This window comes from Oenococcus sicerae (assembly GCF_004102045.2).
GTDB lineage: Bacteria > Bacillota > Bacilli > Lactobacillales > Lactobacillaceae > Oenococcus > Oenococcus sicerae.
Window position 1 is genome coordinate 1,076,527 of the sequence record NZ_CP029684.2, and the last position, 12,975, is coordinate 1,089,501.

Below are 12,975 nucleotides of genomic sequence, written 5' to 3' on the forward strand. Positions count from 1 at the left end.
GGCGGCTCTATGAAAATTTTAGTGACGGGCTTTGACCCTTTTGGTCAAGATAAAGTTAATCCGTCTTGGCAGGCTGTTGATGCTTTAGCTGACGCGATCGATGACATCGAAGTGCTGAAATTATTATTGCCGACTGCTTTTAAGCGTTCTAAACAATTGTTAGTCTCTGAAATCAGCATGCAGCAGCCTGATGCAGTCTTGTGTGTGGGATTAGCTGGCGGCCGATCAGCAGTTTCGATCGAAAAAGTTGCAATTAATTATGCGGATGCTGGCATTCCTGATAATGATGGCAATCAGCCCAAACACGAAAAACTTGATCAAAAAGGACCAGCTGCCTATTTTGCCAGTCTTCCAGTGGACCAGCTTTTACAAGCCCTGCATGCCCATGAGTTACCGGCTGAATTATCGCTTAGTGCAGGTGCTTATGTCTGCAACGCGACAATGTATCAGCTCCTTAATTATTTGGCTCGTCAAAACTTACGAACCATCGGTGGTTTTGTTCATCTGCCCTTTACGCCAGAGATGAGGCACGAGGACCAAGCTAGTTTGCCTTTAGCAATTGATGAGCAAACTTTAGGAGTCATCATCTCATCAATTAATCATTATTTGAAAGAAGAAAAACATGACTGAAGAAAAAACACCACATTATACTTTGAGTGACTTTGATTACAATTTGCCGCATGAATTGATCGCTCAAACACCTTTGGCTCAGCGTGATGCTTCACGACTGCTAGTTTTAAATGCTGGCGATGGCGCCTATGAAGATCGTCATTTTTATAATATTATCGATTACTTGAATCCCGGCGATGCGATCGTGATGAATAATTCCCGTGTGATCCCAGCTCGTTTGCATGGCTGGCGTCCTGATACTTTGGGACATGTCGAGGTTCTATTACTCCGGCAGGATCATGGCGATATATGGGAAACATTAGTTAAACCAGCAAAAAAATTTCCGATTGGTTCAACGATTGATTTTGGCGATGAAAAACAAACGATTATGACTGGCACGGTTACTGGGGAATTGGAACATGGCGGCCGTTATATTGAATTTCATTATGATGGCATTTTTATGGAGTTGTTGGATAAACTTGGTGAAATGCCTTTGCCGCCTTATATTAAAGAAAAACTCGTCGATCAAGAACGCTATCAGACGGTCTATTCTAAAGTCGAAGGATCTGCAGCTGCGCCCACAGCTGGTCTGCATTGGACACCGGAATTGTTGGATAAAGTGCGTGCCAAGGGTGTCAAGACGATCGAACTGACATTGCACGTTGGTTTAGGCACTTTTCGTCCGGTTGAAGAAGAAGATATTGATCAGCATAAGATGCATTCGGAATTCTATGAACTTAGTCAAAAAGCTGCTGATCAGATTAATGAAGTTCGCCACCATGGAGGTAAAATCGTGGCTACTGGTACGACCACGATTCGTACATTAGAGACGATCGGTCACAAGTTTAACGGTGATCAGTATGGACAAGATGTACAGGCTGACTCTGGCTGGACGGATATTTTCATCAAGCCAGGTTTTAAATGGACAACGGTCGATGCTTTTATCACTAATTTTCATCTGCCAAAATCAACATTAGTGATGCTGGTGGCTGCTTTCACAGGCCGAAAAAATATCCTAAATGCTTATGAACATGCCATTCAAGAAAAATATCGTTTCTTTTCTTTTGGCGATGCCATGTTCATTCATAAATGAGCGCATCTCATTGATGGAGGGCGTTTTTTAAATGAATTTGCAGTATTTTTGCAAACATATCAGCATTTTTTGGATTAAATTGTCCGACTGCTTCCACGATATCAGCGCTTCGCTTCACTGCCTGGGTACTATCATCTTCATATAATCCGATCAGCCCTTGTTGAAAGGCGATCGTCATCGCAAGTCTTTCGTTTACAGCCTGCTTTGCAGCTTGCTGTGTTAATTGAAGGATTTTTTTTGCATCTGCTAGCGCTCTTGATCGCAGTAAAACAGAGCTTGTAGCTAGCGAAATATAACTAAAAAAATTGATATAACTGTCATCAAACATGTTCCGATAACTTAAAAGGCAATCAAGGCTTTTTTGGAAAAGTACTTTTGTGTTTTCTGGTTGGATCATCGGTATCAGGTAATTGCATAATTGCAGCTCGTAGCGATTCCAGTTGTCAACGGAAAGCAGGTAGTTATAAATAAAGCGACACTTGGCTTTTTTATTTTCAGCGTTTTCAACGTAAAGTGCTGCCAAGTTTTTAGTCAGTCTTGCGGAGAGAGAATTGCTGTTTGATCCTTGAGCCAAAGTTGCAAGTTTTCGCTGGTCGTGATTTTCAATGGCAATAAATAAGTCAATGTAAAAGGCGCTTTCAAAATTAAGCTTGTGATTTGCGGCCCATGTCAGCTCATCAAAGGAAACGGCGATCCTGCTCAATAGCTGCAGTAGTTTTGAAACAGCGATGTCTGATTCGCCTTGTTCGAATTTATAAAGAAAAGAACGCGAAACAATACCGGCACAAACTTCTTTGCTTGAGAAATGTTTATTTTGACGAATGTGTCTGAAAGTCTGGCCTAAAGCTAATTTTGTCATGATTCACCTATATGGTTCATATACTACCCAAATTAAAGCATTTTTCAATATTTTTATTGATAATACTGCTTATATAATAATAATATACAACATATATCGTTGATATGAAATTGAGGATGGCAAAGGTTGAATAACATGAGAAAATATATTGATAAAAAATGGTTTGCTTTAGCGATTTTGACAGCTGGTCTATATGGTTTGGAAATGCCTTTTAATGTGACGACTTATTCCTATATTTTTTATATCTTGGAAAAACATCTTTTCACACAGGTCCTGCCTTTTATTGCCGTTATGCTATTTGGCAACCTGCTTTTAGTTCTCTGCTATTATGCGAATCAATTGGTAATCAATAAAAATGCTGCTTTGTTTTCCATTAATTTAAAGACGGCTAGTCTGCAAGCTTTGACCGAGGATGGTCATAAACAAGCTTCTGATAAGACGTCTTTTGTCCTGAACGATCTGGCGCTAGTCGAGACAAATTATTTTCGTCAACTTATTTCGATCGTGGGTTTGGCTGTTGGCTTAGTGTTGACTTTTATTTTTTCAGCGAAAACAAATTTTAATTTAACGCTAATTTTTTTGCTTTTTTCAGGATTAAGTCAAATTGTGCCAAAGTATTTTAAGAAAAACATTAATGACAAAACTGCTTTATGGTCGAAAACTAACGAAAATACAACGACTTTTTTAAATGATTTATTCAAAAATGCCAAAACGGTCATTCGCTACGCTGTATTAAAGAATTTTGTTCGGTTGGGCAAAAAAAATTTCACTTTATCAGAATTCAGCAAAAAAATCGTGATAATTCGATCGTCCTTTCCAGTGCCGTGGTTTACGCAGTTGCAGAAATATGCCAAGTATTGCCGATCGGCGCCGCCATGTATTTTGTTGTGAAAGGAAATCTTGCCATTTCGGATTTTGTGGCCGTGCAATACAGCGCCAATTGGATCATGAATCAGGCCCTGCAGCTTGGGTCGGCGAGATCAGCTATCGCAAGAACGGAAAGTACTAATGAGAAAGTGCTGGCTTTAATCAAGAATGCCGAAGGGCAGCCAAAGTCTAATTCTGCAACGCAACCAACATTTACTCGTTTGCAAGTATCGAATTTAGTTTTTAAATACCCCCACACCAAAGAAGAACTGCTTGATAAACTTTCTTTTGAGTTGAAAGTTGGCGAAAAACTTTTGATCACGGGTCCATCCGGTGCTGGTAAGAGCACACTACTGAAAATTATGATTCATGAGTTGCAAGCCGATAGCGGTCAAGTTACTTGTCTTGATTCAAGTCTTTACACTTTCGTGAGCCAGGAAACTGCCGTTTTCAATGGCAGCCTAAAATTCAATTTGACTTTAGGCAATCATTTTTCTGATCAGCAATTGCATGCATCATTAACGCAGGCTGGCTTTGCTAAAGCTGATTTAACAGCTCAAGTATCAGAAAGCGGCAGTAATTTTTCCGGTGGCCAAAAGAAACGAATCGAATTAGCACGCGCTTTTCTATTTGACCGGCCGCTTTTGATCATTGATGAGGGAACTGCTTCTTTGGATCCGAAAACAGCTAATGACATCCATGAAAGAATTCTCGCATCATCGAAAAGTGTCATTGAAGTGGACCACCATATGCCAAACAGTTTAATAGATCGATTTGATAAAAAAATCGTGATTGGCTGAGGATAGTTTTGTTTACTTCAATTGATTGATAAAATTAAGCTAATGTCTACTATTGAAAAACAATTAGATCGTCAAAAACATATTCGTAATTTTAGTATTGTTGCTCATATTGATCACGGAAAATCCACTTTGGCCGATCGTATTTTAGAGTTGACCCATACAGTCGCTGAGAGGAAAATGAAGGCTCAGATTCTAGACGATATGCCCTTGGAACGTGAACGCGGCATCACGATCAAAATGAATTCTGTCGAAGTTCATTATGATGGCAAAGATGGTCAGCATTATATTTTTCATTTGATCGATACACCAGGTCATGTTGACTTTTCATACGAGGTTTCCCGTGCTTTAGCTGCAGCCGATGGGGCTTTATTGGTCGTTGACGCTAGTCAGGGCGTTCAGGCTCAGACTTTAGCTAATGTTTATCTTGCCTTGGATAATAATTTGGAAATTCTGCCAGTCATTAATAAAGTGGATCTACCGTCAGCTGATCCAGCTGGGACAAAAGCTGAAATTGAAGATGACATTGGTATTGACACGAGTGATGCAGCTGAGGTTTCCGCAAAAACAGGTCTTGGTGTAGCTGATCTGCTGGAAAAAATCGTGCGTGTGATTCCAGCACCGACTGGTGATTTGACAGCACCGCTGCAGGCGCTGATTTTTGATTCGAAATACGATCCTTACCGTGGTGTTGTTTTGTCGATCCGTCTCAAAGAGGGCCAAGTTCACCTAGGAGATCGTATTCGTTTAATGAACTCGAATATGGATTATGAGGTAACGGAATTGGGTGTTTTCTCACCTGATGCAAGGCCTTTTGATGAATTAATCGCCGGCGATGTCGGTTATTTAACAGCCTCGATCAAAGATATTCATTCAGCTCGATCCGGTGATACAGTGACAAGTGCAGAACACCCAGCCGAAAAACCATTGCGGGGCTATCGACCAATGACACCAATGGTTTATGCGGGTATTTATCCGACTGACAATGCCAAATATAATGACTTGAAAGATGCATTGGACAAGTTATCTTTAAATGATGCTAGTTTGGCTTATGAACCAGAAACTTCAACGGCTTTAGGATTTGGTTTTCGTGTCGGTTTTCTTGGGCTGCTGCATATGGATGTCGTTCAGGAACGTTTAGAACGTGAATTTGATTTAGAAATCGTGATCACAGCACCAACTGTAACCTATCACGTGGTCAAGACTGACGGTAGTCAGGAAAGTATTGCTAATCCTTCGGAAATTCCCGATGCTTCCAGCATTAAAGAAATTCAGGAACCTTTTGTTGACGCAACGATCATGGTACCGGAAGAATATGTTGGTGCAGTCATGGAATTATCGCAGGCCAAACGTGGTATTTTCCAGACGATGGATTATTTAGATAAATCACGTGTGAATGTTAAATATAAAATGCCGCTTTCAGAAATTATTTTTGACTTCTTCGATAAACTCAAATCATCCACAAAGGGTTATGCCAGCCTTGATTACACGGTTGCGGGTTACGTGGCCTCTGAGCTGAAAAAAATTGATATTTTATTGAATGGCGATAAAGTGGATGCTTTAAGTTTTATTTCGCATAAGGATTTTGCTGAAAATCGTGCTCGTGTTGTTACTGGCAAGCTAAAAGAGGTCATTCCAAGGCAGAATTTTGAGATCCCTATTCAAGCGGCGATCGGTTCTAAAATTATTGCCCGGACAAATATTAAAGCTTACAGAAAAGATGTTACGGCGAAAATCCATACTGGCGACCCAGATCGACGGGCTAAACTGCTTGACAAACAGCGAGCTGGGAAAGCACGTATGAAATCTGTTGGTCGAGTCGAAATTCCACAAGAAGCTTTTATGGCGATTTTAAAAAATGGCGATGATGAACAATATAACAAAGGTCTATCGTGAAAATCCCGCATGCCAAGGGCCTATTTTCCCTATCTATCCTGGCGGTTTTGCTGCTGATCATTTTCGCTTTAGCAACTCGTTTTACCAACAGACCTCATTTGTCTTTGGCCAAGCGGGATGCAACCATCATTTTATCGACAGCAGTCGAGAATCGTTTGCCCAAAAAGTACTTAGCTGATGGACCGGAAAAAACTAAAGCAGATGATCTGATGGAAATTAAACGTAATCTCACAAAAAATCTGCTTCTCAGCGGTTCATTGACTTATGACAAAAAGAAATATACTCAAACTGGTGTTTTGACTCGTTTAGCTGAAAAAATTTATGAACTAACTTTTACTAAACGATCGGCAGAAATCAATAAAGTTACTTTGAATAACACGCACACAGCTAGAGTCGACTATACGATCCAGCCGCTGAACCTGCAAAAAGTCTTCGATCAATTGACCAGCGCTTCGCAAGCTGATTTAAATCAGGCCAAAAACAAAACGCGACCAACTGATCTGAGCCAATCCCAAATCGCGCTGCTCCAATATATCTTAATATCGGTCAATTGGCAGCGCTATTTAGCACATCAGCAAAATAACGATGCTAAAATACAGTCGTATTTCACAATTGTTTTTGCGGCTCGCAAGCAGCATTATCTAATCACTGAAAAAACGTTACAATTTATTCAAACAAAGGGAGTTAATAATGTCGGACAGTAAGTTTTCTAAAACAGCGATGAATTTCAATCATGTGTTTGATCCAAAAAAACAGGCTGCTATTTTATTTGATAAAAATTTTCCGATAACTGATCAGCGATCATTGGTTGATCGACAAATCAATATTCCCGTGATTACTGAGCATGACTTATTGGTAGAAATACAAGCTGTGTCAGTGAATCCAGTTGATACGAAACTGCGCCAAACTGGTTTGGCAGCCGGTAACCGCATTCTTGGGTACGATGCTTGCGGGATCGTTAAAAAAATCGGCCGTGACGTGACACGTTTCAGAACTGGCGATCGTGTCTATTACGCCGGCACAACACAGCGGCCTGGCAGCAACGAAAATTTCCAAGCGATCGATGAAAGGCTAGTGGGCCGCGCACCACAAAAATTTACCGCAGCACAAACTGCCGCCATGCCGCTTACTAGCTTGACTGCTTATGAAATTTTAGTTGATAAATTGGGATTGACTTTTCAGAACCATGCGGCTGAGGGGAAGAAAATGCTTGTTATAAACGGCGCTGGCGGTGTCGGATCAATTTTGCTTCAAATGGCTGCTTATTTAGGTATACAGTTGTCTGTCACAGCCCACTCGCAACAGTCGATCGATTGGTTGAAGCAGTATCCAATTGATAAAATTTACGATTATGAGAATCTCGATGAGAATCTGGCCGGTGAAAAATTCGACTATATTGTTTTTCTTTATGATCCATCTGCTTATTGGCAAACGGCGGTCAAACATATTAAAGCCTATGGCCAGCTGGTCTCGATCGTCGGCACCGAAACGCCGCTTAATTTAGGACCTTTGAAAAACATTGGAGCCGGTTTTAAATGGGAATATATGTTTGCTAAATCAGATTTCGATCACAATATTTTGAGTCAGGGACAGGCTCTAGATCGGATCGCTATTTTATTCGATGCTGGAATTCTGAAATCAACTTTAAATGTTGTTTTTGATCAGATCAATGCTAGCAATCTGCGGAAAGCTTATGCACTGATTGAAAGCGGCCGGACTCAGGGAAAACTTGTATTAAATGGTCCTTTTCAGGGAGCAGCTCAGTGACTGCCCGTTTTTTTCTAGACAATAGCCGTGAATTTCTTGAAAAAAAAACAGTTTCTAAGGACTTGAACGCGGATGTTTTTCATCATTTAAGGGATGTTCTGCGTGTTAAAACAGATGACGTCGTTGAACTAGTTGCTGATCGTAAAGCTTATTTGGCTAGTATCCAAATTGTGACAGAAAACAATATTGTGTTTTCGCAGCTGAAAGCGATTGTAAAAGATCCGGAACTGCCAATTAAAATGACGATCGTTGTTTCTCCGCTGAAGTCTGATCACTTAGAATGGCTACTACAAAAGGCCACTGAGTTAGGAGTCTCTAAAATCATTTTGACGGATTTCGCATACAGTGTTGTACGAGCATCAAAAATCGAAAAAAAACTGCCGCGCTACCAGAAAATCTTAAAAGCAGCAGCTGAACAGTCGCACCGTCTACTGGTGCCTGAAATTATGTATGAAAAAAACTTTCTCAAACGAGTTGTCCTCACATCAAAACAGGCTGGTATCGTTGCTTGGGAGGAAAGTTCCAAGCAAGGTGAGACGAGCAAATTAGCTAGTACGATCAAGGCCGTTAAAATCGATCCTGCTATCAAAGAACTGATTTCAGTCTTTGGGCCCGAAGGCGGTATCAGCCAATCAGAAATAAAAGAGCTTGCGTCAGCTGCCTTTGTTCCTGTTGGATTAGGGCCTAGAATCTTACGAGCGGAAACTGCGCCACTTTATTTGCTCTCTTCAGCCAGTCTTTTGATAGAATTGAGCTAACTTATGGCGAAATTGATTACAAAAAGATATTTGACATGGTTCATTCTGTCGATACTACTGAGCATTTTGGGCCCCTTTGTTTTCCGCCTGAATTTTCTTGATGGTTCAAGACGAATCATCTGGTTATTAGGCATTATTTATGGCGGTTTTTCTTTGTATGGCGGCTATCGTTTCCGCCAATTTGGATTGAAATTTTGGGGAATTTTTATCTTTCCGGTCACTTTTAGTGCTGTCAATTTATTTTTTAAACTAGTGTTGGGTGGTGCCCTTGTTTCTTCAAACTATGCCTATTTCTTCGCTATTTTTTATGTTGTGCTGGGCTTGTTTACTTTTATGAACAATGGCGGCAGTTCTGACTTGGAAAAACAGATCCCAGTGGACGATGGTTTTAAGGGGGTCAAGTGATGGCAAAAATCGAAAATCGCTCTTTTGAAGAAGTTCATGATATTTATGCGAAATATTTAACACCTCAACAAATTAAGCGAGTTGATTCTTCTTATGAATTGGCTAAAAAAATGCATGCAGGTCAGAAAAGAAAGTCTGGCGAGAATTATATCTACCACCCGATCCAAGTGGCTGGCATCTTAGCTGATCTTAAAATGGACGGCGACACGATTATTGCCGGCTTTTTGCATGATGTTGTCGAAGATACTCCTGAATCCAATGAGGAAATCCGTTCAGCTTACGGGGATGATGTTGCCAATATTGTTGACGGCGTCACGAAACTGGGCCGCATTCATTATGAATCAACTGAAGAAAATATGGCGGAAAATCATCGAAAACTATTGCTGGCGATGGCTAAAGATGTCCGTGTCATTATTGTTAAATTAGCTGATCGACTACATAATATGCGTACTTTGCAAGTCCACCGTCCGGATAAGCAGCATCGAATTGCCAGTGAAACACTGGATATTTATGCACCGTTGGCCCACCGACTAGGCCTTGCAAACATTAAATGGGAGCTTGAAGATCTAAGCTTACGATACCTTGACCCAGATGAATATCATAGTATTGCAAAGATGATGCATTCTCGACGCGAGGAACGTGATGCTGACATTTCCGTGGCAACGAAACAAATCCAAAAAGTAATTGAAGATCTGAAAATTAATCATTTTGAAGTAACTGGCAGACCAAAACATATTTATTCCATTTATCGAAAAATGACCGATAAGCACAAACAGTTTTCTGAGATTTATGATTTACTGGCGATCCGAGTACTAGTTGATTCAGTGGCTGACTGCTATGCTGCTTTGGGTGGGATCCATGCAAATTGGAAACCTTTGCCGGGTCGTTTTAAAGACTACATTGCCTTGCCAAAACCCAATGGCTACCAGTCTTTGCACACGACGATCATTGGCCCGAACGGCCACCCCTTAGAGGTTCAGATCCGGACTTTTGATATGCATCGCGTTGCTGAATTCGGGGTCGCGGCACATTGGGCCTATAAAGAAAATAAAGGATCTGATAAACAAGCCAAAGTTAATAGTTCTGACCAACGGCATTTAAACGCGATACAAGGCATTCTTGAATTACAGGAGGGAGCCACTGATGCCGAGCAATTTGTCGACTCCGTCAAAGGCGACCTTTTTTCCGATCGTATTTATGCTTTTACACCCAAAGGCGATGTTTTTGAATTACCAGTTGGCTCTAAACCAATAGATATGGCTTTCGCGATTCATTCTGATGTTGGCCTGCACACTGTCGGTGCAAAGATCAACGGCAAAATCGTTCCTTTGGACTATGAAATCAAAACTGGCGATATTGTTGAAATTATTACATCACCAACACCTAAAGTTTCTCGTGATTGGTTAGGCTTGGTAGCGAGTCGTCGTGCACGCAATAAAATTCGAGCCTATTTTCGTCAACAGGACCGCACTAGCAATATAGAAGGCGGCCGTCAGATGCTAGAAGATTATCTTCAAGACAAACAGCTGCCAGTTGAAGAAGCCATGACCGAACAGAATCTCACAGCAGCAGCAAGCAAAATGCATCTTTTCTCAGGGGATGACTTGCTTGCGATGATCGGTTATGGTGACGTTTCCCTGCAGCAAGCCGGCAATCGTCTGACGGAAGATATCAGGCGGAAAATTTCTGAGAAAAAAGCTGAAGAAGTGCAAGAAGCTTTGTTATCCGGCAAAAAAGATGCTGCAAAAGAATTGATTAGAAAAGGTAGTGCGCCAGCTGCCAAAAACAGGCCCGAAGAAGATATTACAATTGCTGGAATCGATTCGCTGCTGATTCATTTGTCCAAATGCTGTACACCGATTCCAGGCGATAATATCACGGGTTATATCACTAAGGGCCGTGGTGTGACTGTTCATCGAGATAATTGTCCAAACATCAAAAAAGCAGCTGAAAGCGGCGAACGGATTATCGCCGTAGAATGGAATAATCCAGATGGCAATCGCCCTAACTATGATGCTGATTTGGTTGTCACCAGTTCGGACCGCCCGGGAATTTTAAACGATGTTATTCGTTCGGTCAATGCGAATACCCATTATTTGAATGCTGTCTCAGCACATAATGAAAAAGATGGTGCCGGAATTATCAGTTTGACAGTTGGTGTTAAAAACGTGGATCAATTACAGCACATCATGGACGCGATTACGGGTGTTCATGATGTTTATGAAGTTTCGCGCATTTTTCACTAAAAATAGGTATTAAAAAAAGGCCTTATTAATAAGGCCTTTTATTTTGTTTGTTTCAGCCATTGATTAGATCACGGCGACGATAGGCAACTAAAGCGATTATCATCATGGCCACTGACAACACCAGTATGATTGAAACAGTTGTCCAGTCCATTTTTTCGATCGGTAATTTTGGAATATAGTTATAGATACTAAGCTTTTGCAACCAGCCTGGCAACGCCAGTATGTGGCCAAGATAGCTCATGAAAAGCAGAAAACCGATATAACCCCAGATAATGCCAGTTAGTCTCGGCACAAAAGATACAAGCAAGCTCAACAGGGAGATAACGAAAATAATCGCAACGATCCAAATGGTACCTGGTTCTAGGACTTGAGAAAAAGTCAGCGCGTTTTTGTTTCCTAGCTGTTCGAGGTAGATTCCTAAAATAGCAAGAAATTGTGCGATAGCGCTGGCGAAAATCGTTGTGATGATATAAGTTAAATAAAGTTTGATACGCGATATCGGTAGGGCGTAAAGCTGCTCTTGCCGGTTTTTACGTTCTTCAGCAGTCATTTGTGTCAACAAAATCACGGCAAAGGCAGCTACCATAATCGATAAAATTGAGAATAAAGTAACCATAAAATTACCTACGATTGCTTGATGAGCGGTTGCACTGCCGATGAAAATCGCTCGAATTGTCGCATTGCTATTAATAAATCGACTCATTTGGCTAAACATCGATCCATAAACAAGCCCTAAGACGAAGACTGCTAAAAACCAGCCGATGATCATTTTACGTTGCAAAGTTAAAAGCAAACCAGGTAGGCTAAGAAGGAATGCCTTAGCATGAATGCTGCCGCCGCTTTCTGGTAAATAGCCGGCATTAACATCGCGTTTGATTTCGAGCAAATAGGCAGCGGCCAGCACAATGACGGCAAAAACTAGTGACAGTAGGACGCCTAACCAGTTTTCATGCCCTAACGCATAGGGAGAGGCCAAGTATGACCAGGATAACGGATTCAGCCAACCCAAGTGGCTGTGTGAAACATCTGTACCCATGCGAACGATATAGAGTAGGCCCAAAAGACCGAAAGTCGCACCTTTAGCACTGCCGGATTCAGGAAAAATTTGAGCTAGGCACAGTGCGATCATCCCCCACATGAAGCCTTGTGCCGATGTCGTGCTAGCGAACAATAGATTGCTGCCGAGATCATTTAAACCAGTAACGTTTTGTGCCTGAATTGAAAAAGCCAGCACTAATGTCATCACAATATGCAATAACACTAGTTCGATTACGACAGCAGTTGTATTCGCTAGTTTACCAATTGGAAAAGAACGAAAGAGTTCAGCTATGCCGTCATCTTCCTCTTTGCGTGTTCGATTGATCACATATATGATCGAAATAATCGCAAAAGTGATGGCTGTGATCAAAGTCATCGTCTGCCCGTATATCGGACCTATCGTGTAATGAGCTGCATTTTTGATTAGTGTTGGACCAAATAAAGCGACCATGGCGGGATTTTGGACAAACATCGCATATAAGGTGCTAGCGGTGGCTGGGCTTGAAGCAACTTCCATTTTGCCAGCGCCAGAAGCTGCAAAAGCCAGCATGCCAAATACCCAAATGATTAATTTTATCCAATCACGTTTAACCAGCGACTCAAACATGCTCGTTGTTTTATAAAGTGCTTTAGTCATTTT

The 12,975-nt window shown here is 41.3% G+C and carries 12 protein-coding genes; 10 read left to right on the forward strand and 2 right to left on the reverse strand.

Annotation, left to right across the window (positions count from 1 at the left end; translation table 11 throughout):
- The first annotated feature begins 9 nt into the window (after positions 1 to 9).
- Both pcp and queA read left to right on the forward strand, forming a co-directional pair.
- Entirely contained in the window at positions 10 to 630 is a 621-nt protein-coding gene (gene pcp, locus DLJ48_RS05465) for a pyroglutamyl-peptidase I (protein ID WP_161566115.1), read from the forward strand.
- The gene (gene queA / locus DLJ48_RS05470) at positions 623 to 1,702 is read left to right on the forward strand and encodes a tRNA preQ1(34) S-adenosylmethionine ribosyltransferase-isomerase QueA (RefSeq protein ID WP_128686495.1); all 1,080 of its coding nucleotides are present in this window, start codon (positions 623 to 625) and stop codon (positions 1,700 to 1,702) included. The genes pcp and queA overlap by 8 nt, the downstream gene beginning before the upstream one ends.
- A 7-nt stretch (positions 1,703 to 1,709) precedes the next feature.
- Here queA and DLJ48_RS05475 read toward each other — a convergent pair whose 3' ends face one another.
- Positions 1,710 to 2,561, reverse strand: coding sequence for a helix-turn-helix domain-containing protein (locus tag DLJ48_RS05475; protein ID WP_128686496.1), 852 nt, complete (start codon positions 2,559 to 2,561; stop codon positions 1,710 to 1,712).
- A 135-nt stretch (positions 2,562 to 2,696) separates the two neighbouring features.
- Between DLJ48_RS05475 and DLJ48_RS05480 the strand changes: the two genes are divergently transcribed.
- From DLJ48_RS05480 to DLJ48_RS05515, 8 genes are read left to right on the forward strand one after another with little or no spacing between them, the layout of a single operon-like run.
- Positions 2,697 to 3,452, forward strand: a complete 756-nt coding sequence (locus tag DLJ48_RS05480) for an ABC transporter ATP-binding protein (RefSeq protein ID WP_128686497.1) — start codon at positions 2,697 to 2,699, stop codon at positions 3,450 to 3,452.
- Complete coding sequence (locus DLJ48_RS05485) at positions 3,386 to 4,228, forward strand: ATP-binding cassette domain-containing protein (RefSeq protein WP_161566116.1); 843 nt, start codon at positions 3,386 to 3,388, stop codon at positions 4,226 to 4,228. Before DLJ48_RS05480 ends, DLJ48_RS05485 begins: the two co-directional genes overlap by 67 nt.
- Positions 4,229 to 4,270: 42 nt before the next feature.
- Positions 4,271 to 6,121, forward strand: coding sequence for a translation elongation factor 4 (lepA, locus tag DLJ48_RS05490; RefSeq protein ID WP_128686499.1), 1,851 nt, complete (start codon positions 4,271 to 4,273; stop codon positions 6,119 to 6,121).
- On the forward strand, positions 6,118 to 6,825 hold the full coding sequence (locus DLJ48_RS05495; RefSeq protein ID WP_128686500.1) for a hypothetical protein: 708 nt from the start codon (positions 6,118 to 6,120) through the stop codon (positions 6,823 to 6,825). Before lepA ends, DLJ48_RS05495 begins: the two co-directional genes overlap by 4 nt.
- Positions 6,812 to 7,888 (forward strand): zinc-binding alcohol dehydrogenase family protein, encoded by a 1,077-nt coding sequence (locus tag DLJ48_RS05500; protein WP_128686501.1) that lies wholly within the window; start codon positions 6,812 to 6,814, stop codon positions 7,886 to 7,888. Before DLJ48_RS05495 ends, DLJ48_RS05500 begins: the two co-directional genes overlap by 14 nt.
- Complete coding sequence (locus DLJ48_RS05505) at positions 7,885 to 8,646, forward strand: RsmE family RNA methyltransferase (protein ID WP_128686502.1); 762 nt, start codon at positions 7,885 to 7,887, stop codon at positions 8,644 to 8,646. Before DLJ48_RS05500 ends, DLJ48_RS05505 begins: the two co-directional genes overlap by 4 nt.
- Before the next feature lie 3 nt (positions 8,647 to 8,649).
- Positions 8,650 to 9,051 (forward strand): hypothetical protein, encoded by a 402-nt coding sequence (locus DLJ48_RS05510; RefSeq protein ID WP_128686503.1) that lies wholly within the window; start codon positions 8,650 to 8,652, stop codon positions 9,049 to 9,051.
- A complete protein-coding gene (locus DLJ48_RS05515; protein ID WP_128686504.1) occupies positions 9,051 to 11,297 on the forward strand; it encodes a RelA/SpoT family protein in 2,247 nt (748 codons plus the stop codon). The genes DLJ48_RS05510 and DLJ48_RS05515 overlap by 1 nt, the downstream gene beginning before the upstream one ends.
- A 52-nt stretch (positions 11,298 to 11,349) precedes the next feature.
- Here DLJ48_RS05515 and DLJ48_RS05520 read toward each other — a convergent pair whose 3' ends face one another.
- The gene (locus tag DLJ48_RS05520; RefSeq protein WP_128686505.1) at positions 11,350 to 12,972 is read right to left on the reverse strand and encodes an ABC transporter permease; all 1,623 of its coding nucleotides are present in this window, start codon (positions 12,970 to 12,972) and stop codon (positions 11,350 to 11,352) included.
- Positions 12,973 to 12,975 lie beyond the last annotated feature (3 nt).

Excerpts from the sequence above, each read along its gene's own strand:
- pcp (WP_161566115.1), top strand. The coding sequence starts at position 10 with ATGAAAATTTTAGTGACGGGCTTTGACCCTTTTGGTCAAGATAAAGTT.
- queA (WP_128686495.1), top strand. The coding sequence starts at position 623 with ATGACTGAAGAAAAAACACCACATTATACTTTGAGTGACTTTGATTAC.
- DLJ48_RS05475 (WP_128686496.1), bottom strand. The coding sequence starts at position 2,561 with ATGACAAAATTAGCTTTAGGCCAGACTTTCAGACACATTCGTCAAAAT.
- DLJ48_RS05480 (WP_128686497.1), top strand. The coding sequence starts at position 2,697 with ATGAGAAAATATATTGATAAAAAATGGTTTGCTTTAGCGATTTTGACA.
- lepA (WP_128686499.1), top strand. The coding sequence starts at position 4,271 with ATGTCTACTATTGAAAAACAATTAGATCGTCAAAAACATATTCGTAAT.
- DLJ48_RS05500 (WP_128686501.1), top strand. The coding sequence starts at position 6,812 with ATGTCGGACAGTAAGTTTTCTAAAACAGCGATGAATTTCAATCATGTG.
- DLJ48_RS05510 (WP_128686503.1), top strand. The coding sequence starts at position 8,650 with ATGGCGAAATTGATTACAAAAAGATATTTGACATGGTTCATTCTGTCG.
- DLJ48_RS05515 (WP_128686504.1), top strand. The coding sequence starts at position 9,051 with ATGGCAAAAATCGAAAATCGCTCTTTTGAAGAAGTTCATGATATTTAT.
- DLJ48_RS05520 (WP_128686505.1), bottom strand. The coding sequence starts at position 12,972 with ATGACTAAAGCACTTTATAAAACAACGAGCATGTTTGAGTCGCTGGTT.